This window comes from Legionella sp. PATHC039, assembly GCF_026191275.1.
Classification (GTDB): Bacteria; Pseudomonadota; Gammaproteobacteria; order Legionellales; family Legionellaceae; genus Legionella; species Legionella pneumophila.
Map to the genome: position 1 here is coordinate 123,986 of NZ_JAPHOP010000001.1, position 21,118 is coordinate 145,103.

The window sequence follows — 21,118 nt, forward strand, 5'->3', positions numbered from 1 at the left end:
AACAAAAAATTTATATACAGTAATGTGTTAAATGCCGTGGAAAAATTGATAAATCATTATATAATTGAATGAACCTAGAGATATAAAATCAATCTATTATTTAAGGGGTTTCATGAAACTACTAGCATCTTTGTGTGCTTTTTTATTGTCGGGAGTTGTTAGCGCGACACCACTTAATAACATAGTTGTATTTGGTGATAGTTTGTCGGATAACGGTAACTTATATGAATACATGAAACACCAACTTCCTCAATCCCCCCCTTATTTTGAAGGTCGCTTTTCAAATGGCCCAGTATGGATAGAACGTCTGGCAGATTCATATTTCCCAAATGATCCCAATACTCATTTGCTGGATTACGCTTTTGGTGGGGCAGGAGTCTCTGTCGATGAAGAAGATGATGAAGTATTTTTTACCTTAAGAAGAGAAGTGAATTCTTATTTATTAGCACATCAGGATAAAGCAAGTCCTGACAGTCTTTTTGTTATTTGGATAGGGGCAAATAATTACCTCGGCATGCCTGTTGAAGTAGAAGAAACGCTTAAAAATGTTAACCGAGGGATTACAGATAGCATACAACGTTTGGTAGACAAGGGAGCGAAGCATATTTTAGTTCTCAATTTACCTGATTTGGGAAGAACTCCTGCTGCCCTGGAGTTTGGCTCTGTTGAAGAGATGACCTATTTCTCAACACAGCATAATAATGCATTATCCAATACAGTCGATTATTTTAAAAAAACTTATCCTGAAGTTGAGTGGTTGTTTTTTGACACGGGTAGTCATTTTGACCATGTGATAGAACATGCTGCAGAGTATGGATTTACAAATATAACAGGTACCTGCTCCTTTTCGATAGTAGATGAGATTACTAAAAACTCCGTTTTGAAGATGGTTGCGTCTGTGAAGCCAGAATTGACTGAAAGCGCATGTGATGGTTATTTATTTTTTGATTTGGTTCATCCGACAGCGTTGGCACATAAAATAATGGCAGAAAAGGCGCGTTTGATGTTGGATGAAGCTGGTGTGGAGTTCGCCGAAAATTAAGAGTTTTTTATGGCGATAGCAAATGCAACTTGCATCCTCATTCAAATGAATCCGCAATGATAAGAACGGGGATTTTAGACTGAGCAGAACCCAATGAGAGAATGGTGTATTTGAACTTCACAAATATTCTCTCATTCTAATTGGCACTAGCTAGTGCGTCTTGTCCATCATAGGCAATTTTATAGGGAAATATGAATCAAATTAAATGGATAGTGCTACTATTTTGTTTTGTTGTTTCCAATGTTTTCGCAGATAAGCTTGATATAACCGTCGATCAAAAAAAAATTATATTGCCCTATTGGTTATCAAGATCTGTTTCCTATGGGGGGGTTATCATTGTTAGTGGCGGAGAGACAGCGCAATGGTCCTTATTATTGGAACAGTTTGCCAAGGGATTGTCTCGAAATGGTTGGTCAGTCGCACTATTGAATTGTACTAAAAATAACTCGATACCCTGGATTAACCAATTACCAGAAGTCATCAGTACTTTAAGGCAGAATAATAATAAAAGAATCGTTTTAGTCCATTATGGCGATCAACTTAATCTGGTATTAGAGTATTTTAGCAAGCCCCAATCCAAGATGATCAATGGGCTAGTGATGTTGTCTGCCTATGATTTAAATAGAAATTTGCAAAAAGTACCTCGGTTGCGTTTTCCACTGTTTGATATTGTGGGGCAGTTTGATTATGACATGGTAAGGCAGCAGCGAAAGAGCAGGGAAGAAAAATTTAAAGAGAATAGCTATTTAGCCATTGATATACCTGGTGCTACTCATGACTACCAATATAGTCAACAATTATTATTGGCGTTTGTTCATGGTTGGATGGCAAAGCTTCCAGAATTTGAGCCTCAGCCACCGCCGATATTGGTTTCTTATCTGGAACCGGTTTATTCTACAGCAAGTTCAATCGTATCGACCAACAAATTGGACTACCAGCCCTTGGTTTCGCAGATCAATTCATAGGCTTTCATAATTTGATGAGTTTTATCGTTAGCCAATTTAATCATTTCTTCGGGTAAACCTTGAGCAATTAATTTATCTGGATGGTTACGGCTCAGTAGACGTCTGTACGCTCTTCTAACCTCCTGTTTGCTTGCATTCGGACTTACCTCAAGCAATGCAAAAGCGTGCGCTAAAGTATTAGGGGGTGATTGAGGTTTGTAACCCTGTTGATCTTGAGAGGAGGAGGTATGCTTGTACCCCTGTTGATTATGATAGTGTTGTTTGGATTGTTCTTGCTGGAAATAAGAGCCAAAATCCTCATAAAAACGATACTGCTTGTGTAAGGGAGCAAATCCCAGATGCGTAAAAATGTTATCTAGCGCATGAATTTTTTGGCTACTTAATCCATCTACTTGAGCTGCCCTATACTGAATGTCTACAAAAAGCTTTAACAAATCACGGTTATCCTTGCAGATTCTTTGTAATTGGATAAGAGCAAGACTGACATTAAAATCAGGTTGTTTCCCTTCATTAAATAATCGTTTTGCCAAATCTTTTTGCCCCTTGCTCAATTTCATTTCATTCATGATGGATTTAGCCATGCTAATCTCTTGTTCAGAAACACGGCCATCCGATTTCGCAACATGCCCCATTATGGAGAAAGTGGCTTCAAAGAAAGCTTTTTGAACGATTCTTTGTTTTTCTGCATGGTACAGCCAATGGGGATTAGAGTAATAACTGACAAGGCCCCGATCAAAAAAGTTTCCAACGAGAATGCCAAACAAAGCGCCTACTGGTCCAGCAGTTAAGTAGCCAAAGAAGGCACCAAGTATTTTTCCCCACCAGGTTGTTATTACAAAGAAATCGCGTAAGTTCATTATCAGAAATTACCTATAAAGATATGTGTTAAATTTAACTTCAAGTTCTAATAATATAGATTGAGGACAACATAGTCTCTATTTGAATTGTAACATATCGCATAAGGAACTGTTTTAGGTATATACTTTACCTTTTTGTGTTTGGTGCCTGTTTATGCGCTTTGTGTATTCCTTTTTAATGTACTTACTGACTCCTTACTTGCTTTTTCGCCTGTGGCGGAAAGGTAGAAAGTTGCCAGCTTACAGGCAAAGGATAGGAGAGCGTTTTTGTCTGGGAATACAAGAAAATGCACCAGTCGATGTATGGCTTCATGCGGTTTCTCTGGGAGAAGTGATCGCGGCAACACCTTTAATTGATGAAATGCTCAACAAACGTTGGTCAGTGTTAGTCACAACAATGACCCCTACAGGTTCTGAAAGAGTAAAATCTCGATTTGGTCATAAGGTAGCGCATCAATATTTACCCTATGATTTACCTTGGGTTCTCAAACGATTTTTTAAAAGAACGAGACCTCGCGTAGGTATCATTATGGAAACTGAATTGTGGCCTAATTTAATTAACCAGGCTCAAGCTTCAGGAGTGGCATTATTTCTGGCGAATGGACGCTTATCTGATCGCTCCTTGCAAGGATATCTAAAGCTCAAATTTTTATTTAAACCGGTTTTGAATCAATTTTCAGGTATTTTGACTCAAAGCAACGAAGATGCTGAGAGATTCATTGCCTTGGGTGCAAATGCCGATTTAGTCCATGTATTAGGGAATATGAAGTTTGATTTACAGATTAACTCTGTTGATCGTAGTCAATACAGGGAATTAAAAAGTTATTGGGGAGAGGATAGACTTACCGTCATTGCAGCAAGTACTCATGACGACGAGGAGTCTCAGATTTTATCTCAGCTACCTCGTTTGCAGGAAGCTATTCCGGGAGTGGTGTTATTAATTGCTCCGCGTCATCCAGAACGGTTTCAAACGGTCTATCAGTTGAGTGTTCAAGCAGGATTTAATACTGGGTGTCGTAGTAATTTGAATACTGTTTCCAGAGAAAATGAAGTCGTTATACTGGACAGCTTGGGCGAGCTTTTGGGATTTTATCAAATTAGTGATTTTGCTTTTGTTGGCGGCAGCCTTGTCCCGGTTGGTGGCCATAATGTATTGGAGCCAATCGCGATGAATGTGCCTGTTTTAAGCGGGAATCAAGTGCATAACTTTAAATCAATTTGCAGAGAGCTTAAAGAGGCTCAGGCAATTTTGCTAGTGAATCATGCCAATGAGTTGGTTGATGCAATTATCAAGTTATATCAGGATAAGGAATCTCAAAACACTATGGTTGCAAACGCCAGTTCAGTCCTTGAAAGTAATAAGGGTTCTGTAGTGAGGTATTTACAGAAAATTGAGTCAGTTTTGGGATATTAGCTTGTTATAAAGTTCTCTCTATGTTGATTTCTTGTATCATACCAAAAAATTCATCAAAGCATTTTTGAACTTGTTCAAGGTGCAGTATCCATGGACAATGGCCTGCTTTATAAATGACTTTATTAATCACATTTTGACATTGAAAATTCTTATCCTGAATAAATATTGCAGGTGGACAAATGTAATCAAGTTCACTGGCAATGGTCATGGTTGGAATGGTTTGAGGATGCCACTTATAGTGAAAATCATTATAAAAATGCTCGATGGCATAATGATAGGATTCATTGTTGTAGGCAAATAATTCCATCATTTGCTCACCGATTGGTAGCTCTTCCTGAGTGAAACAATAATGTTTATAAGTATCCCAAAATTTTTTATAGGTTTCGTTGGATGGATATAAATGATATTGGCTCGCAGCAGGGACTAAATCAGGCAAATTATGTTTTTGACGCATTTCGTTAACGTGCTGAAAGAAACTGTTGGTTGTTGTTGTATTCATTAAAACAAGCCCGCTTAAATGATTCTCAATTTCCGGAAAATTCAGTGTGAACATTCCTGAAAAACTATGGGTAACAAGGATTGGCTTGTTCAAAGATTTCAGCAATGAAATGAGGCCTTCCTGCCAAGATACAAAATCAAGTTGGCCTTCACTATTATTTCCATCTTTTGGAAAATCAACAAGGCTTACAGTGCCCTGCAAAGTTAGCTTGTCGCAAAAACTGGCTAAATATTCAGAACCAAGTCCCGGCCCACCTGGCAGAAACAGCCAGTGTTGATCCGAGCCTTTTTTGATTTGATTTAATCTGTAGCCATAATTGGTAAAATACATAAAAAACATCGATTGCTTGTAATAATAAACTCCCGCCTGGCGGGAATTTATTGTTTAATGTTCAGAGGCAAGGAAGAATCAAGCTCCCTGATTTTGTCGTTCCTTGATTTCAGATAGGGTTTTGCAATCTATGCACAAGGTCGCAGTAGGTCTTGCTTCAAGACGTTTCAGGCCAATTTCGATTCCGCAGGCTTCACAATATCCAAAATCTTCATTTCTTAATCGCTCAAGAGCGTCTTCGATTTTTTTAATGAGTTTTCGTTCCCTGTCGCGGGTTCTCAGCTCAATGCTAAATTCTTCTTCCTGGCTTGCTCTGTCGGAAGGATCTGGGAAGTTGGCTGCTTCATCTTTCATGTGCGAGACAGTACGATCTACTTCTTCCATTAAAGATTGGCGCCAGGCGAGCAATATTTTTTCTATATGTGCCAGCTGTTTTTCATTCATATATTCCTCGCCCTCAGTCTCTTGGTAGGGCGCTATTCCCATATTTCCTATTGCATCGTTTTTCACGTTGTATAATCTCTCTTTGGTTTTATCAATTAATTGTCCTGTCATGCCAGACCCTATATTTCATTCTGTATCTGAAACTGAGTTTTATACAAAATCGCTACGTATACCAAAAAACGTCAGTATCATCAACAAAAAAATAATCCCTACAAAGGTTTGTTATTCCGATTGCTTGGACGTTGTCCTCCACTTACCCTATCATGTCCTTGAAGATCTTGCCAACAGTGTATGTTTTTATATCCTAATTGATTAAGTATAGCGCTTATCTCATTTTTTTGTTCAAAACCATGTTCAACCAAGAGCAGTCCATCAGGCAAAAGATATTCATAACTGTGCTCAATAATATATTGTAGATCAGCTAATCCATCTTGACTACTGACTAATGCACTTGTTGGTTCAAAGCGGACATCGCCTTGTTTTAAATGAGGATCATTTTCAGCAATGTAGGGCGGATTAGATACAATAGCATGGTATTGTTTTAGGGGGAGATTATTAAACCAGTAGGAATGACAGAAATTAATATTGTTTAAGCCGAGCATTTTAGCGTTATAACGGGCTAACTCCAATGCCTCTTTGCTGAAATCACAAGCGTCAATATGCCAAAGAGGTCTTTCTTTTGCAAGCGCCAGGGCAATAGCACCACTTCCTGTTCCTAGATCAAGGACAGAAATATTCTCCTTGTCAGGTATTAACTCCAGTGCAAGTTCCACCAGGCGCTCGGTTTCATGTCTTGGAATGAGAACATTCGGTGTTACTTTTAACGAAAGAGACCAAAATTCGCGCTGTCCAGTAATGTAGGCGATTGGTAGACCTTCAGCACGTTGCTTAATCATCTGCAAATAGGTTTCTATCTGTTCAGGAGAAACCAAAGCATCCGGATGGGCAAAAAGATAGGCTCGGTTTTTGCTTAACACATGGCAGAGTAAAAGTTCTGCCTCTAACTTTGTTTCCTGGTTTTTGACTTTGAGTTGTTGTAGAGCTTGTTCCAGTAATGAACGAATATCAATCATGTCGACCTAAATCGGCTAGCAGTTCAGCATGGTATTCGCGCTTTAACGGGTCAATGACCAAGGATAAATTTCCTTCCATGATGTCACTAAGTTGGTAGATAGTCAGATTAATGCGGTGATCAGTGAGTCGACCTTGAGGAAAGTTATAAGTTCTAATGCGCTCGGAGCGGTCACCTGTACCAACCAGTGACTTACGTGTTTGAGCTTGTTCTTGTTTTTGTTTGCTTACTTCGGCATCTAATAATCTTGTTTTTAACAAGGACATTGCTTTGGCACGGTTTTTGTGCTGTGAGCGTTCATCCTGGCACTCTACAACCACTCCTGTAGGGATGTGTGTGATACGAATGGCAGAATCTGTTTTGTTAACATGCTGTCCACCGGCTCCAGAAGATCTGTAAGTATCGATGCGTAAGTCATCTGGATTTATCTGAATGTCATTAATTTCATCCACCTCAGGCATGATAGCAACCGTACATGCAGAAGTATGGACACGGCCTTGCGATTCAGTTTCAGGTACTCTCTGTACTCTGTGAGCTCCTGATTCAAATTTGAGTTGTGAATAAACCGCTTGCCCACTGATTTTGGCAATTATTTCCTTGTAGCCCCCATGTTCACCATGGCTGGCGCTAATTAATTCAATTTGCCAACCCTGGCTTTCTGCATAACGGCTGTACATTCGAAAGAGATCCCCGGCAAATATAGCTGCTTCGTCTCCACCTGTGCCGGCTCTGACTTCAAGATAAATATTGCGTTCATCATCAGGATCTTTAGGAATGAGATGCCATTGTAATTGTTCATCCAACTCCTCAATTTGTTTCTTGACGGTGTCTATCTCTTCTTCAGCCATAGTCGCTAAATCTTTATCATCACTTTCCAATAATTCGTTTAAAGAATCCAAATTATTTTTTGCATCTAAATACGACTCATAACATTGGGAAATTGGTTCAAGTTGGGCATATTCTTTTGATAAAGACTTAAATTGATTTTGATCGGCAATAATGGATGCTTCAGACAGTAAACGGCCTACTTCCTCATATCGCTCCAACATTTGCTGTAATTTTAACTCAAGAGATTTCTTCATATAATGATTGATTGGCTGTTGTATCAAAGAGATATCGTGCGAGGTCAAGTAAGTCTTCTCTGTTATCCCATGCCATTTGTCTTAAACCTATGGTGGGATTATGAGTTAGCTTGTTGACCAAGCGCATACTGAATTCATTTAAAACGTCTTGCTGATTTTGACCAGCGGATATTTTTTTCAAAGCACGTTGTAATTCCTGTTGAGCCAAAGTGTGCATTTGATTGCGGTAATCACAAATGACGTCTTTAGCTCTAAGCGAGCGATGCCATCTAATGTAGTTATCCAGTTCGCTTTCGATCAATTGTTCTGCTTGTAATGCCGCATTTCGCCTTTCATCCATCCCTTTTTCTATCATGGATTGTAAATCATCTACATTATAGAGATGAACTTGCTCCAATTCATTGACATTTCCTTCAATATCACGAGGAACGGCCAAATCCAATAAAAACATAGGGGCATAGTTTCTTTGTTCTAAGGCATGCTCAACCAGGCTTTTATTGATGAATGGGAGTGGGCATGCTGTGGCAGAAATAACAACATCGGCCAGAGGTAAATATTGCGGGATATCACCAATGGTCAGTGTTTTTCCACCGAAAGTTTCAGCTAATTTTTGAGCATTTTCCAGAGTGCGGCTCGCTATCAAAAAACGATGGACACCATGCTGATGCAGGTATTTAGCAACCAGAGAGGCCGTTTCTCCAGAACCAATTAAAAAGACACTTAAGGAATGATAGTTTTTAAATAACTGCCCTATCAGTTGTACAGCAGCATAGGCAATCGATACGGGATTGGCCCCAATTCCGCTACGAGTTCTGATGCGTTTGGACGCTCTGAAAATATATTCAAACACAGGCCGTAATTGTGTTTTTACTGTGCCAAGACGACAAGCATGTTGATAGGCCTGTTTCATTTGGCCAAGGATTTGTGGTTCGCCTATCATCATGGAATCCAAACCGCTGGCAACACGCAAGGTATGTTTGATTCCTTCTTTTCCCTGATGGATATACAAAAATTGAGATAATAATTCCTCTGATAATTGGTGTTCATGAGCTAACCAGTTTCCAAGAACCTCAGGGGTATTGGTATCACAGTAGATTTCAGTCCGGTTGCATGTAGATAAAATAGCCGCTTCATTGACTTCAGGTAAATCAAGCAGACTGTTCAGTAGAGAATCTTGCATGGCTGGCTGCAGTGCGACTTTTTCACGCACATGAATTGGAGCAGTTTTATGATTAAGCCCGCAAGCTACAAATACCATAGAATCTTGATTTATTTGTTTAAGGGAATTAACGAATTGTAAACGATTCATTGTAAAATTTGTAGAGAAAAAGGCAAGGTTCCTTGTATTTCTGCAGGGCAAAATCATACTTTGCCCTGAATTTGCCCAATCAAGAGTTCACTTCTAAATTTATCAGACCACATAGCCTTTTTTAATTTTCCCTTCATGCTATTTTTCTGAGGATGAAGTCGAGCCAGATTGAGTGCAAACCTACGAAGCAAGGCTAGATTTTCTGCTGCATTGTCTCTGCGTATTCTTGAGTCATCTTCTTTGTAGGTCACATCCAACACCCAGTGAGCTTTGTTTTCGACTGCCCAATGCTCTCTGATAGCATCTGCAATTTGTTTAGGCTCTAAGGGCAAGGAACTGATATAGTATTGTACTTCAGTGCCGGTTTTTTCTTTTATTTCACGTGTTCGCGTTACTTCAATTACGGTTTGTAATCCTTGCCAGTCGGCGTAACCTTCAATCCATGGACTAATTACGATTTGCCGGCATGTTCTTGTTTCTATGCGTCCATGGCCTGCGTCCACTTCTTCGAAGTAATTTTGTGACCAGATTTCTCGATGGTCTCTTTCCATGATATGAAAATAATCCTTAATTTCATTCAATAGTTTTTTATGGTTGTTTTTAACACAAAGCACATAGTCTCCGCCTTTATCATGTATTTTTTTAGCTATCTTCTTTTCTGTATTCATAGCATCGGCAGTAACAATTGCTCCCTTAAGCTCCAAGAGGTCTAGCATTTCTAACACACTGGCTTTTTCGTTTGCTTTTCCATTAGAGCGCATTTGAGCTAATATCAACCCATTTCGTTTACTCCATGCAGTAATGCTATGTAAGGCTGTGGTGCGGTCACCTGTATATGAGCGGCGTAGAGTTTTTCCATCTATTGCTATTTGTTCTCGACCATCTTTCGAACGAAGTTCATTCACCCAATTTACAAAACACAACGTGAACTGCTCTGAATCAAGAGCACTAATTACACGAGCTATGGTATCATCGGCTGGTATCCCATGCTTAAAATCCCGATATTGTCTTAGCCAATCAAGCTTTTCTTCTCCAAAATCCTTTATGTCTTTCCATCCCTCAGCTCCAGACATCACCGCAGTACCTGCTAAAAATAAGATATCTAGCAGATTATGGCGCTGATTTATTTCGCTACGAGGATCTTTAAGTATGGAAAAATTTTCTACAAAACTCATTTCTTGTCATCCAAAAAATGAGTATTTGATCACAAATCACTGAAAAATCATACTAAATGATAATTACTGGTCAAAAAGGTATGATCTTGCCCTGTGTATTTCTGTTTCTTGCAATCATTTTACAGTATATTTTTTACCCGTCTTCTTCCTCAAGATTGTCCCGCTTGGGAAAATTTGCTGGCAAGGGATTCAATATACTTTCTCTATCTTCAAACGGGCTCATATCAAAATAATGAGAACAGTGACTTTCTAAAGTCCTGTTGAGTTTTGCCGCCAACATGTATAGCCACATATTGCACAACATGTGTCATTTCAATAGGAGCTTTAAATGGACATTATCCTGCAAGGTCAACATAATGCTATTGAAACTGTTGAGAGCCTGGAGAGGGTTTTGAAATTATTTAAAGAGCGTTACCAGGTTGATGGATATCGCGAGATTCATTTGACTGTCACTTTAGTTGATGAACAGGGCGATGAGGTGGAGTTGGTTGATAGTGAGACGAATCAACCTTATCGAATTTTTGAGGTTTATCGTAAAGGATATGAATTGGCTGGAAGAAAAGGGATTCCAATGTTGCAGTTGGTAGTTGATAATACGCACAAATAGATTATTCTTTCTGGTACTTTTTTTAATAAGCCTCGTATGCTGGATAAGGAGTCCATTATGATTATGGCATTGGTAGCCATAATACTTACGTTAATCCTGGTGATAGGTATACATGAACTGGGGCATGCACTGACAGCCCGCCTGTTTCAGGTCAAAATTAGTAAAATTTCCATAGGATTTGGAAAACCATTAATTCAATGGCAAACCCAAAGTGGTTGTAACTGGATCTGGGCAATGTGGCCATTGGGAGGGTATGTTCAATTACTGAATTCACGGATTAGTCCAGTAAAGCCACAAGAAAATGCTTATTGTTTTGATAAGAAGCCAATTTGGATTCGTGTGCTGATTTTATTGTCAGGAGCGATTGCCAACCTTATTACCGCATGGATAGCCTTGGTGTTGGTTTTTTATATTGGCATTAGCTATAAATTACCTCAAATTCAATCGGTAAAACTGGATAGCCTTGCTGCTAAGGCGGGTATTCAAGCAGGCGACCAATGGGTTGCTGTAGAGAATTACCCAACTGACTCCTGGCAAGGGGTAGGCATGCAATTGGTAATTCATTGGGGGCAAAAGGATGTTCACATTGTTTTAAGGCAAGCGAATCAACAATTAAAACAATTGAATCTTGATTTAAGTCAGATTGAATTTACTTCAAAAGATGGCTCTCTGCTCGAGAGTCTAGGGATCAAACCCGACTTGTCAGCAGTTTCCAGTTTGACGCGCTATCCATCTCTACTGACTTCAATGCAAAAAGCGTTTGCTGAGATAATCCATACCATGTACTTTTTTATAATGATATTGAAGCAATTGTTTCTTGGGGTTATTCCTTTTTCAATTTTACTTGGACCGCTGGCTATTTTTTCTGTTTCTATAGCTTCTTTAACTCAAGGCGTTATCGTTTTTTTACTATTCATTGCTACTTTGAGTCTTGCAGTAGCTTTGGTCAATTTATTTCCTATACCTGGCCTTGATGGAGGCAGCATTTTATATTCGGTTATAGAGAAAATTCGTGGGAAACCTGTCTCAGTGGCTGTGGAAGTCTTGCTTCATCGCTTGATGATTATTCTATTTTGTGTTTTGTTAGTGCATTTATTAATGAATGATTTGAATCGATATTTACACCATTGACAGTGGACCAATAGGAACGGGCTGCCTTTTAATTCTTAGTTACAGCCCGCGCACAACAACATATATCTACTCTCTTAACCCCGGCATTTTTTAATGTATGTGCCATTTCATTGGCTGTGCTGCCCGTGGTTAATAAATCATCAACAATCATGACGTGTTCATAAGTTACAGGCGATACATAAAAAGCATGACGTAAATTTTTTCTTCGTTGCTCTCCATCAAGGTTAGCTTGCGAAGCGGTATTGATTATTTTTTGGCAATAATATAAATCATAAGGGATTTTTAATTGACGAGCTAATAATCTGGTTAATACAGCAGCCTGGTTAAATCCCCTTCGTTTTAATCGTTTGGGATGCATGGGAACGGGAATTAGACAATCTGGTTTCAATGCGCTTTTGGGTAAGGCATTAAGAAGTAATTGCTTTAGAAACGAGGCCAGATAAAGGCCATTATGGTATTTAAACTGATGTATTAAACTACGCAGAGGCTCTTCAAAACGATACGCTATATAAGCACTATCAAAGGAGGGCCTTTTTCTAACGCATTGACCACAAACCAGATACGTATCATCAGAAAGGGGGTAGGCACAGTACTGACAGCAAGATCCAAGTTGTTTCATAAACTCCATGCAATTAGAGCAAACTGCAAGCTGGCTTTTGTGGAACTGGTTGCAAAGAGTGCATATTGAAGGTAAACGTAAGTTCTGTGTTATACTTAAGAATTTTTGGAGCACGGTAGTTGGATTTCCAGCATTTAATTTTTCCCTGGTCTTTATAATGACGGTCAACAATGAAATTAGCAAGGCATTTAGCAAACATGCCGATGACTATGAGCGTGTTGCCAAAGTTCAAAAAGAAATCGGCAGTCGTTTGTTTGAGCGATTACAATATTTGAAAATTGCTCCTCGACGAATTCTTGATTTGGGGTGTGGGCCTGGATTTTTTTCAAAAGAATTGGCTTTGTTATATCCGAAAGCGCAGATTGTTGGAATGGATTTGTCGTTTGCCATGTTAAAGCAAGCCAGGAAAAAACAGGGTTGGCGTCGTAAATGGCCTTTACTCAGTGCCGATATGCAGAAAATGCCTTTTGCAACAGGCGCTTTTGATTTGGTTTTTGCTAACCAGGTTATTCACTGGAGTAGCTCATTAGGCACAGTGTTTCGGGAACTTAATCGTGTAATGAATGTCAACGGATGCTTGATGTTTACTACCTTGGGTCCTGATACCTTCAAGGAATTACAAACGGCCTGGTCTGCCGCTAATCAATATGCTCATGTTAATGAATTTGTTGATATGCATGATATTGGAGATTGTCTGATTGCCGAGCATTTCATGGACCCGGTCATTGACATGGAATTACTGTCTATACATTACGAGACCCTTCCCCAATTGCTATTAGCTCTAAAAACTCAAGGGGTAAGAAATATTAACCCTAAACGAAATCACGGGCTCACAGGTAAAAGCGCATGGAAACAATTTGAAGCACAATATGCTATTATGCGGACTACTACCGGCAAATATCCCTTAACTTATGAAGTGGTTTATGGGCAAGCCTGGAAGGGTGCGCAGCGTAAAATGGATCAAGGTATAGAAACCTGGATTCCTGTTTCACGTGTTGTTAAAAAGTCCTAATTTAAAACCGATATCAATTGGATTGTCCGGTGCATCAATGGTGTCAAGACAAATTGCTACGATTTTGTAATTGTTTGGTTAATTCAATTAATGCAGCCGCTTTACTACCAAATAACCGTAGAGAATCCATTGCAATCTGGTAATGAACAGCGATTTCTTCTTCCAATTGTTGCTTGTTAAATAAGGTTGCAAAGGTGGTTTTTTGGTTTGCCTGATCCGAGGAGCGACCTTTTCCCAATATTTGAGTTGCAGCGTAAAGATCCAGGTAATCATCTTGCATTTGAAATACAAGCCCTATATGTTTCCCATAAGTTCTTAGTGCGGATTTGATTTGCTCTGATACCTCATGTTGTGCTGCTAAAACCATTTCAAAACACGCCAGGATCAGTTTTCCAGTTTTCAAAAGATGAATTTCTCTTAATTGCTCTTCTGTTACTGATGATTTGGCCAGTTCTGATAAATCAAGGCTTTGGCCACTAACCATTCCACTTATTCCACTGGCATTTACCAATACTTGAGTGATGGCTACGACTTGTGCTGCCGGGAGAAGGGGCGATAATCTCGTCAATACGACTTCAATCGCTAAAGCTTGCATGCCATCGCCGACTAAAATAGCAGTTGCCTCATCAAATGCTTTATGACAACTCGGCTTACCGCGGCGCAGATCGTCATTGTCCATCGCCGGAAGATCATCATGAATCAGGGAGTAGCAATGTGTTAACTCAAGCGCTGCTGCAATAATATCTAGAACTCCCTGGTCAACATCAATTAAATCGCCAGCTAAATAAACCAAAATGGGTCTTATTCTTTTGCCGCCTGAAAATAAAGCGTAATGAAGTGCAGAGTGAATTTTTGGAGCTGGTATTATTGTTTCATTGAGCAATTGCTCGAGATATAGCTCATGTCTTTGGGTATACTTATCAATCACTTGTTTGTTCATCTGAGTCGAGTTCAATGTTAGAATCAGTACCAGTTAACGTTTCAATTTTTTGCTCTGCCTGATTCAAAGCATTTTGGCAACGTCTCGCAAGGCTAATTCCCTTTTCAAATTGTTTCAGCGATTCTTCAAGGGTAAGCTCTCCCTTTTCCAGTTGCCGGACAATTTCTTCGAGTTCAGTGATTGATTGTTCGAAATGTATGCCTTTGCTCATAACTGTTTTCCAAGGCGATAAAAGGTGTGATTATACTGGGTTAACGCGAGGATTCAACTTCTGAATGGAAGTAAGTGGAAAATCAATCATAGAAGCTTATTGGCAGCTTTGGGTTTTATAAAGGAACCCCAGAACTGGATGTTGGACTTTGCTAGTTTAATATCAAAGACCAACATTAGGTGGTTAGCAGTTTTTAAAGACCAAATGCTTTATCAAAATCCAGAGCAAATTCTTCGGTCTTTGTTTTGCTATTCCTCGTAGTGAAGAACGCGGGGCTGTGTTTCATGGATGCATCTTGTTGTTGAATCTGATCACGGCATTTATCTTTTAACCCAAGCATTTCTTCATATAAAGAACGTATTTCAACTTTCAAGCGGTCAACTACTTCACTGCCCCCTTTATAAATTGTGGTTAGAGAACCCATTTTGAGAAAGTGTTCCGTGTGGGCGTTTTCCAGGAATTTTAGTTGAGCTGTTAAAGAGGAGGACTCTTTTGCTTGCGCTATTTGGTCTTCCATATACTCTTTTAATCTGGTAAGTTCTGTTACCGGATTTTGTCCTTTTTTGAAAGCAGGCATAATTTTGACCTCACATTTTAAAATAATCCCTTAGGTAAGTTAAAGCAAAAACAGGCAATTGAAAAGCAAATATTTTCATATTCTTTTTTATTAGATAAGTATTAACGCATAGTGCCTGGTATAGGGTTAATCAATTTAAAATGAATTCAAATTATTTGTCAGGTAAGTCTATGGAAATCAGGTGCGATTTGTATAAAAAAAACCTGACATTCGCATTTAAACATTGTGAAGCCAAGCGAATGTCAGGCTTTTGTCTTAGGTTTAATTATTTGGGTGATGAAGCCGCTTGACGAAGCCCCAAATCTTCTTCAGCTTTTTCTACCGCTTTGGCTGAATCTGGACGTGCATAAGCGAAGAAACCTTGTTGACAACCAAACGTAAAGACGGTAATCACCGCATTGCTCAAGCACTTTAAAAGATTTGTCAGGTAGTCACCCCAGCCTAAGTCTTTTTCTAAAACCGGTTTAGCTATTTTTACGGCATCTTGACAAGCTAATTTAAACTTTCTTCCAGCAAGTTCCGGAGAAAATTCATTGGCTCTTAAGTCTCGCTCATACTCATCACGAGCAGCTATAAGATTTTGGAGAAGTGTATTTGCTGTGTCATGTGTTTTTTTATACTGGTGTTGATCAACTCTGTCTATTTTGAGTGTGAGCTCTTGAATAATTGCATCAACTTTCTGGAGAGCTTGAGTTATAGTTTCTTCCTGTTGATTTTCAAGCTTAGTTTTTTCTTCTTCAACCTGTTTTTCCAGCTTCAATTGTTCTTCACGCTTAAGCTTTTCTACTTCAGCTTGTTTGCGTTGTTCTTCTAATTTTTTTTGAACTTCACTAACTAGTGTTAAGGGATGCTTATGACTGAATTGATCACGTAAAGGCTCATAAAGTTTTCTTACGTCAATTTTTAGCTGTTCAACTTCTTCATTTCCACCTTTGTAAACTTTTGACAGGGAACCCATTTTATCATCGTATTCATTCAAAGTGTCTATGAGCAGTTGATCGATGTCCTGGTCTGTGGTTGCTTTTTTAATTTTTGAAATTTGTTCTTCCATGTATGCCTTAAGTTCAGTTAAACCTTTAACTGGATCCTGACCTACGGTGAATTTTGCCATAATTTTATCCTCGGTTTTTATAAAAAAATCACTTCGGCAAATAATAAAGCTAGACAGTGTTTTTGAAAAGTAAAGTTTTAATAAATATTTCGTAAATGGAGTGAAAAAAAAGAAAAAAAGGGGTGTTCAAGATAAGGTAAGTTCTGGTTCATTTAAAAATTATTTAAGACAAATATGTTCAGCGCGAGTTATCATAAATGTACTAAATAAAATGCTTGAATCAAGGCAAAAATTATGAAAGTGAAAACCCAGTTTGTTTGTAATCAATGTGCGGCCATTTTTAAACAGTGGGCAGGACAATGCACTCAATGTGGCGCCTGGAATTCCATTGTTGAAGAAGGGATTGTGCCTGAAAACAAGACTTCACGAAGTGGGCAATGGGCTAATCAGCGCTCTGTCATCACTGCTGTTGAAGACGTCGTCATGGACAAAATAGTACGTATGGATTGTGGTATATCCGAGCTCAACCGGGTCTTGGGAGGGGGGCTGGTTTATGGCTCGGTTGTTTTGATTGGAGGGGATCCGGGGATCGGTAAATCCACCTTATTGTTGCAAACGCTGGCTAATTTATCTATGCAAGAAACAGTATTGTATGTGACGGGGGAAGAGTCATTACAACAAGTTGCTATGCGTGCCCAAAGATTGGGACTACCTTTGGCCGGATTGCGGTTATTGGCAGAAACTCAGGTTGAATCCATCATTGCTCAAGCTCAAAAGGAAAAACCGCGAATTATTGTCGTCGATTCAGTACAAACGATATTCACTGAAGCCATAAGTTCTGCTCCGGGAGGAGTTAGTCAAGTCAGGGAATCGGCAGCACAATTGGTGCGTTATGCCAAGATGACCAATACAGCCATCTTCCTGGTAGGGCATGTCACCAAGGAAGGAACATTAGCCGGACCTCGGGTTTTGGAGCATATGGTTGATAGTGTTCTCTATTTTGAGGGGCAAAATGATAGTCGCTTCAGAGTCATTCGCGCCATTAAAAATCGTTTTGGCGCTGTCAATGAATTAGGTGTATTTGCGATGACTGACAAAGGCCTGAAGGAGGTAGCCAACCCCTCAGCTATTTTTTTATCTCGCCAGCCCGAACCTACGCCTGGCAGTGCAGTGATGGTGAGTTGGGAAGGATCAAGACCCATGTTGGTAGAAGTACAAGCATTGGTTGATGAGGCCCATGGTCAGCAAGCGAAACGCGTTACTGCGGGTCTTGAGCATAATCGCCTGGCTATTTTGTTAGCTGTTTTACACCGTCATGGAGGTATCGCTACTTACGATCAGGATGTTTTTATCAATGTAGTCGGGGGAGTGAAAGTGACTGAAACAGCGAGTGATTTGGCTTTGTTGGCTGCAGTGATTTCAAGTTTACGTAATCGTATATTTGATAGTGAAACCATCATATTCGGTGAAGTGGGATTAGCTGGGGAAATCAGACCAGTGCAAAGTGGTCAAGAACGCATTAAGGAGGCTATAAAACATGGATTCAAGCGTGCTATAGTCCCTTTTGCCAACGCCCCCAAAAAGCAACTCGATTCCATGACGGTAGAGCCAGTTAAACATTTGCGAGATGTATTGGAGAAAATGTGAGTTATCAAAAACCAATAACACCGGAATATAAAATGAATGAAGATACCATCCGTGATTTTAATCGAGATGGTGCGGTATGTCTTCGCCAATTTTTAAATGCCGAAGAAATTGCTATTCTAAAAGAAGGAATAGAATTTAATTTATCCTCCTTAAGTCCCCGTGCAAAAATAGCAAGCAGACACGATGATCCTGGTTATTTTGTTGAGGATTTTTGTACTTGGCAAAACAATCCTTTTTATCAGCGAATTATCTTTGGTACGAATTTGGGAGTAGCTGCTGCTCAAATAATGCAAAGCCAATCAGTCCGGTTGTATCATGATCATTTGTTGGTAAAGGAACCAGGCACACGACAGGTTACACCCTGGCATCAGGATCAGCCTTATTATAATATTGAGGGGAAGCAGAACTGCAGTTTCTGGATTCCGATTGATCCTGTCAGTCGTTCTTCAACTCTGGAATTTATCGCTGGTTCTCATTTGGGTCCCTGGTTAATGCCAAGAACATTTTTAGATAATCAGGCAAAATGGTTTCCTGAAGGAAGTTTGCAGGAGCTACCTCCTATAGAAGAGGCACGCGCAAGGTATCCAATTATTGGATGGGAAATTGAGCCAGGCGATGTTGTATGTTTCCATATGCTGACTTTACATATGGCAAGAGGAGTTGAGGGGGGGGGGCATAGAAGAAGAGTATTTTCTGTGCGTTTTTTAGGAGATGATATTACGCATGCCCCCAGGGCATGGCCTACTTCACCTGATTTTCCTGGTTTGACGGCCGAAATACCGGCAGGTGCAAGCATGGATCATCCATTATTTCCATGTGTGCCACTCAAAATATAGTAAAACGATATATTTTATTTCCCTTCAAAAAAGAGTTCATTTTTTCAAGGATGAGATTTTTAAGATTCCTATTCACAACGGATGTTATTCCAATAAGCGTACAATCAAAAGGGTATATTTTTTATCATTGACTACCAAAATTCGTTATTGTTTTTCATTAAGTATTGTATTGTATTTTTGAAGTGTCTTTATGTATACCTGATCGAGAGGCACTATTCATGGTACATCAGTTTGCTCTATTAAACTTATGTTTAACCGTTTGAGGACTAATATTACAAGGAGTAATTATGGCGTTACCTACGGAGTTAAAAAGCAAGTTCATTCAAATTCTGAATCAAAACAAAATTTCTCATTCTGTTGGTTGGTCTAACTACATGGAGAGTGTTAATAATCCAGCCGCGATTGTTGTGGAAGTTAAAAATGAAAAAGAGGTTCAGACAGTGATGAAGGCGATTAAGGAATTGAATTCTGACAGGGAACCCAAAGATAAAGTGACTGTTAGAGCTACTGCGGGATGGACTGATAAACCGGGTAAAAGTTGTTGCTTTTTTCCATGGAGCGAAGCTCAGGAGAGTCAGTACAATGAAGGGTTTTCTTTTTCCCAAGTCGTAGGTGGTAAAGAGTCTCCTGATACCGCAGGTACCGATGTCATTATTCGGTTTGCAAAAAAATTTCACCATGCAAAAGTGATTGGTTCATTAAAAAATCCACCTGTCTTTAATCCGGACAATCCCATTCATAGGCTCCCCGTGACTTTGGTGGAAGTGAGCGCTGGGATGCAGGTGGCTGATTTTGCCGATTTTTTGCGAGAACATCAGTTATCCTTGTCAACTGTTAGCATGATTTCCTGGGTGACCCCTGTTGGCTTGGCTGGAACAGCGGGACATGGTACCGGGCGTGATGAACCGGCTTTCAGTGGCCTAATTGAATCGGTTACAGTTTGTGATATAGATGGCAACCTGCGTAAAATTAATTCTGATCATCCTGATTTCAAAGATTTGACAGGTGGTCATAGCGGGTTGTTGGGTATTGTTGTTAGCATGAAATTACGAGCGGTTAAGGCATTTAATTTATGTGAAACAATAGAGTTATTTCCCAATACCAGGGAAATGACAGGCAGGTTAAGTGATATATTAAAGAATAATCAATACATCAGTATTATGGGAATGCCAAGTTACGGCTGTCCTGAATCGGATAAACTGGTTTCCAAATGGCAAATTCGTCAATGGAATTATACTACCGACAAACTAGGGAAAAAGGAAAAGGCACCTTATGATCCGGACGTTCGCTCTTTTGCTCAAGAGTTACAGGTTCGCATTGGTGCCTCAGTGATGGATTTCTTACTGGACTCAGGATTAAAGCATTTATTACCTTCTTTTATGTTACTGTCAGCAGCAGTAGTCACAGGTACTCGTGGTACGTCACCAAAAGTAGATTATGAAAATCATATCACACACCCTCAGGTGGCTTTTCCAAAGGAGATGAGGGATGTGAGTTATTTGATTCCAGTCAAAGATGGCGAAGCAGGGCAAAAACTGGAACTTATTTTACAAAAAATGGAAGCCATGTTGAACGAAGCGGGTAGTAAGGGGGAATTTCCTGTTACTTATGCGATTTATGTTCGTTACCTTAAGGGGACTAACGGCGGATTATCAACCAGTTTTACTTCATCAGATGATGAGCGTATTTTGGCGATAGACGTAGTTACTCATCCTGAAGCGCCTGGGATTACAAATTTTGAGAAGGGATTCATGTCTTTTTTAAAAGAGATGAATATTATTCCCAGAAATCATTTGGGAAAAAATTTCCCCGCGGGCGTAGTGCATTATGATCAGTTTTTGGGTGCGGAGAGGGTATCAAAGTATAAGCAGGCACTGGAGAGATTCTATTGCAGTCCAGGAAAGAACGATGGTGCTGAGCGCCTGAGCATGTCTTCTTTTTATACCCCTTATTTGCAAGGCATGTTATCTGCAAGTGCACCTACCAATCAATTAGTTGATGAAAATAAATACGAGCAATGCATAGAGAGGTTGCATGAGGAGCATTCTGATCTCGAATGTGCTGAGTTTTTGAGTAAATTATATGCCGAGGTGTCCAGGATGAGTACGTCTTCAGAAGAGGCTCTTACTGCAAAAAAAGGGTTTTTAGAAGCATGTAAGGCGGAATTGGAGCATAGGAACAGTCGATTAGAAGCCCCTGTACCTCTATTGAGTTAGGCAATCAGGAAAATAAGTACAAGACGGAGCCTAGCAAATTCAGGAGTCTCTACTAAACTTAAAAGTATAATAATATTTTGAG

The 21,118-nt window shown here is 39.6% G+C and carries 22 protein-coding genes; 9 read left to right on the forward strand and 13 right to left on the reverse strand.

Features of this window, described 5'->3' with window-relative positions:
- Positions 1 to 112 precede the first annotated feature (112 nt).
- On the forward strand, positions 113 to 1,042 hold the full coding sequence (plaA, locus tag OQI99_RS00655) for a GDSL family lysophospholipase PlaA (RefSeq protein WP_265731063.1): 930 nt from the start codon (positions 113 to 115) through the stop codon (positions 1,040 to 1,042).
- A gap of 191 nt (positions 1,043 to 1,233) precedes the next feature.
- Positions 1,234 to 2,007, forward strand: coding sequence for an alpha/beta hydrolase (locus OQI99_RS00660; RefSeq protein WP_265731064.1), 774 nt, complete (start codon positions 1,234 to 1,236; stop codon positions 2,005 to 2,007).
- Here OQI99_RS00660 and djlA read toward each other — a convergent pair.
- Entirely contained in the window at positions 1,974 to 2,864 is an 891-nt protein-coding gene (gene djlA / locus OQI99_RS00665; protein ID WP_014844489.1) for a co-chaperone DjlA, read from the reverse strand. The genes OQI99_RS00660 and djlA overlap by 34 nt on opposite strands.
- Positions 2,865 to 3,018: 154 nt before the next feature.
- Here djlA and waaA point away from each other — a divergent pair, with 154 nt between their 5' ends.
- Complete coding sequence (gene waaA / locus OQI99_RS00670; RefSeq protein WP_265731065.1) at positions 3,019 to 4,278, forward strand: lipid IV(A) 3-deoxy-D-manno-octulosonic acid transferase; 1,260 nt, start codon at positions 3,019 to 3,021, stop codon at positions 4,276 to 4,278.
- A gap of 4 nt (positions 4,279 to 4,282) precedes the next feature.
- Here waaA and OQI99_RS00675 read toward each other — a convergent pair whose 3' ends face one another.
- The 7 genes from OQI99_RS00675 to OQI99_RS00705 all read right to left on the reverse strand — a co-directional run bounded on the left by OQI99_RS00675 (position 4,283) and on the right by OQI99_RS00705 (position 10,493).
- The gene (locus OQI99_RS00675) at positions 4,283 to 5,116 is read right to left on the reverse strand and encodes an alpha/beta fold hydrolase (protein ID WP_265731066.1); all 834 of its coding nucleotides are present in this window, start codon (positions 5,114 to 5,116) and stop codon (positions 4,283 to 4,285) included.
- A 69-nt stretch (positions 5,117 to 5,185) separates the two neighbouring features.
- The gene (gene dksA, locus OQI99_RS00680) at positions 5,186 to 5,662 is read right to left on the reverse strand and encodes an RNA polymerase-binding protein DksA (RefSeq protein WP_010948044.1); all 477 of its coding nucleotides are present in this window, start codon (positions 5,660 to 5,662) and stop codon (positions 5,186 to 5,188) included.
- Positions 5,663 to 5,760: 98 nt separating this feature from the next.
- Positions 5,761 to 6,624 carry a peptide chain release factor N(5)-glutamine methyltransferase gene (gene prmC / locus OQI99_RS00685; RefSeq protein ID WP_265731067.1) on the reverse strand — a complete coding sequence of 288 codons (864 nt, stop codon included), beginning with the start codon at positions 6,622 to 6,624 and terminating at the stop codon, positions 5,761 to 5,763.
- Positions 6,617 to 7,705: a peptide chain release factor 1 gene (gene prfA, locus OQI99_RS00690; RefSeq protein WP_265731068.1), complete on the reverse strand. Its 1,089-nt coding sequence runs from the start codon at positions 7,703 to 7,705 to the stop codon at positions 6,617 to 6,619. Before prfA ends, prmC begins: the two co-directional genes overlap by 8 nt.
- On the reverse strand, positions 7,689 to 8,963 hold the full coding sequence (hemA, locus tag OQI99_RS00695; protein WP_265732332.1) for a glutamyl-tRNA reductase: 1,275 nt from the start codon (positions 8,961 to 8,963) through the stop codon (positions 7,689 to 7,691). Before hemA ends, prfA begins: the two co-directional genes overlap by 17 nt.
- Positions 8,964 to 9,067: 104 nt before the next feature.
- On the reverse strand, positions 9,068 to 10,189 hold the full coding sequence (locus OQI99_RS00700; RefSeq protein WP_061514717.1) for an ISAs1 family transposase: 1,122 nt from the start codon (positions 10,187 to 10,189) through the stop codon (positions 9,068 to 9,070).
- Positions 10,190 to 10,322: 133 nt separating this feature from the next.
- Positions 10,323 to 10,493, reverse strand: coding sequence for a hypothetical protein (locus OQI99_RS00705; protein ID WP_195911923.1), 171 nt, complete (start codon positions 10,491 to 10,493; stop codon positions 10,323 to 10,325).
- A 24-nt stretch (positions 10,494 to 10,517) separates the two neighbouring features.
- On the opposite strand from OQI99_RS00705, the gene OQI99_RS00710 reads away from it, so the two are divergent.
- Positions 10,518 to 10,796, forward strand: a complete 279-nt coding sequence (locus OQI99_RS00710) for a hypothetical protein (RefSeq protein WP_061513833.1) — start codon at positions 10,518 to 10,520, stop codon at positions 10,794 to 10,796.
- Positions 10,797 to 10,853: 57 nt separating this feature from the next.
- Positions 10,854 to 11,927 (forward strand): M50 family metallopeptidase, encoded by a 1,074-nt coding sequence (locus OQI99_RS00715; RefSeq protein WP_265731069.1) that lies wholly within the window; start codon positions 10,854 to 10,856, stop codon positions 11,925 to 11,927.
- A 28-nt stretch (positions 11,928 to 11,955) separates the two neighbouring features.
- On the opposite strand, the gene OQI99_RS00720 is transcribed toward OQI99_RS00715, so the two are convergent.
- Positions 11,956 to 12,660 carry a ComF family protein gene (locus OQI99_RS00720; protein WP_416209975.1) on the reverse strand — a complete coding sequence of 235 codons (705 nt, stop codon included), beginning with the start codon at positions 12,658 to 12,660 and terminating at the stop codon, positions 11,956 to 11,958.
- Positions 12,661 to 12,703: 43 nt separating this feature from the next.
- Between OQI99_RS00720 and bioC the strand changes: the two genes are divergently transcribed.
- Positions 12,704 to 13,558, forward strand: coding sequence for a malonyl-ACP O-methyltransferase BioC (bioC, locus tag OQI99_RS00725; RefSeq protein WP_265732333.1), 855 nt, complete (start codon positions 12,704 to 12,706; stop codon positions 13,556 to 13,558).
- A 43-nt stretch (positions 13,559 to 13,601) separates the two neighbouring features.
- Here bioC and OQI99_RS00730 read toward each other — a convergent pair whose 3' ends face one another.
- The 4 genes from OQI99_RS00730 to OQI99_RS00745 form a co-directional block, all read right to left on the reverse strand.
- Positions 13,602 to 14,498: a polyprenyl synthetase family protein gene (locus OQI99_RS00730; RefSeq protein WP_265731071.1), complete on the reverse strand. Its 897-nt coding sequence runs from the start codon at positions 14,496 to 14,498 to the stop codon at positions 13,602 to 13,604.
- A complete protein-coding gene (locus OQI99_RS00735) occupies positions 14,479 to 14,709 on the reverse strand; it encodes an exodeoxyribonuclease VII small subunit (protein WP_011947173.1) in 231 nt (76 codons plus the stop codon). Before OQI99_RS00735 ends, OQI99_RS00730 begins: the two co-directional genes overlap by 20 nt.
- Before the next feature lie 193 nt (positions 14,710 to 14,902).
- Positions 14,903 to 15,286: a hypothetical protein gene (locus tag OQI99_RS00740; RefSeq protein ID WP_265731072.1), complete on the reverse strand. Its 384-nt coding sequence runs from the start codon at positions 15,284 to 15,286 to the stop codon at positions 14,903 to 14,905.
- Between the two features lie 265 nt (positions 15,287 to 15,551).
- On the reverse strand, positions 15,552 to 16,397 hold the full coding sequence (locus OQI99_RS00745; RefSeq protein ID WP_265731073.1) for a type IV secretion protein Dot: 846 nt from the start codon (positions 16,395 to 16,397) through the stop codon (positions 15,552 to 15,554).
- Positions 16,398 to 16,628: 231 nt separating this feature from the next.
- On the opposite strand from OQI99_RS00745, the gene radA reads away from it, so the two are divergent.
- From radA to OQI99_RS00760, 3 genes are all read left to right on the forward strand, one after another.
- Positions 16,629 to 17,984, forward strand: a complete 1,356-nt coding sequence (gene radA, locus OQI99_RS00750) for a DNA repair protein RadA (protein WP_416209984.1) — start codon at positions 16,629 to 16,631, stop codon at positions 17,982 to 17,984.
- Positions 17,981 to 18,820, forward strand: a complete 840-nt coding sequence (locus OQI99_RS00755) for a phytanoyl-CoA dioxygenase family protein (RefSeq protein ID WP_265731075.1) — start codon at positions 17,981 to 17,983, stop codon at positions 18,818 to 18,820. Before radA ends, OQI99_RS00755 begins: the two co-directional genes overlap by 4 nt.
- A gap of 287 nt (positions 18,821 to 19,107) precedes the next feature.
- Positions 19,108 to 21,036: an L-gulono-gamma-lactone oxidase gene (locus tag OQI99_RS00760; RefSeq protein ID WP_265731076.1), complete on the forward strand. Its 1,929-nt coding sequence runs from the start codon at positions 19,108 to 19,110 to the stop codon at positions 21,034 to 21,036.
- Positions 21,037 to 21,118 lie beyond the last annotated feature (82 nt).

What these genes read in the sequence shown, in the direction of transcription:
- plaA (WP_265731063.1), top strand. Translation starts at nt 113, where the DNA reads ATGAAACTACTAGCATCTTTGTGTGCTTTTTTATTGTCGGGAGTTGTT.
- OQI99_RS00660 (WP_265731064.1), top strand. Translation starts at nt 1,234, where the DNA reads ATGAATCAAATTAAATGGATAGTGCTACTATTTTGTTTTGTTGTTTCC.
- djlA (WP_014844489.1), bottom strand. Translation starts at nt 2,864, where the DNA reads ATGAACTTACGCGATTTCTTTGTAATAACAACCTGGTGGGGAAAAATA.
- waaA (WP_265731065.1), top strand. Translation starts at nt 3,019, where the DNA reads ATGCGCTTTGTGTATTCCTTTTTAATGTACTTACTGACTCCTTACTTG.
- OQI99_RS00675 (WP_265731066.1), bottom strand. Translation starts at nt 5,116, where the DNA reads ATGTTTTTTATGTATTTTACCAATTATGGCTACAGATTAAATCAAATC.
- dksA (WP_010948044.1), bottom strand. Translation starts at nt 5,662, where the DNA reads ATGACAGGACAATTAATTGATAAAACCAAAGAGAGATTATACAACGTG.
- prmC (WP_265731067.1), bottom strand. Translation starts at nt 6,624, where the DNA reads ATGATTGATATTCGTTCATTACTGGAACAAGCTCTACAACAACTCAAA.
- prfA (WP_265731068.1), bottom strand. Translation starts at nt 7,705, where the DNA reads ATGAAGAAATCTCTTGAGTTAAAATTACAGCAAATGTTGGAGCGATAT.
- hemA (WP_265732332.1), bottom strand. Translation starts at nt 8,963, where the DNA reads ATGGTATTTGTAGCTTGCGGGCTTAATCATAAAACTGCTCCAATTCAT.
- OQI99_RS00700 (WP_061514717.1), bottom strand. Translation starts at nt 10,189, where the DNA reads ATGAGTTTTGTAGAAAATTTTTCCATACTTAAAGATCCTCGTAGCGAA.
- OQI99_RS00705 (WP_195911923.1), bottom strand. Translation starts at nt 10,493, where the DNA reads ATGTTGTGCAATATGTGGCTATACATGTTGGCGGCAAAACTCAACAGG.
- OQI99_RS00710 (WP_061513833.1), top strand. Translation starts at nt 10,518, where the DNA reads ATGGACATTATCCTGCAAGGTCAACATAATGCTATTGAAACTGTTGAG.
- OQI99_RS00715 (WP_265731069.1), top strand. Translation starts at nt 10,854, where the DNA reads ATGATTATGGCATTGGTAGCCATAATACTTACGTTAATCCTGGTGATA.
- bioC (WP_265732333.1), top strand. Translation starts at nt 12,704, where the DNA reads ATGACGGTCAACAATGAAATTAGCAAGGCATTTAGCAAACATGCCGAT.
- OQI99_RS00730 (WP_265731071.1), bottom strand. Translation starts at nt 14,498, where the DNA reads ATGAACAAACAAGTGATTGATAAGTATACCCAAAGACATGAGCTATAT.
- OQI99_RS00735 (WP_011947173.1), bottom strand. Translation starts at nt 14,709, where the DNA reads ATGAGCAAAGGCATACATTTCGAACAATCAATCACTGAACTCGAAGAA.
- OQI99_RS00740 (WP_265731072.1), bottom strand. Translation starts at nt 15,286, where the DNA reads ATGCCTGCTTTCAAAAAAGGACAAAATCCGGTAACAGAACTTACCAGA.
- OQI99_RS00745 (WP_265731073.1), bottom strand. Translation starts at nt 16,397, where the DNA reads ATGGCAAAATTCACCGTAGGTCAGGATCCAGTTAAAGGTTTAACTGAA.
- OQI99_RS00760 (WP_265731076.1), top strand. Translation starts at nt 19,108, where the DNA reads ATGGCGTTACCTACGGAGTTAAAAAGCAAGTTCATTCAAATTCTGAAT.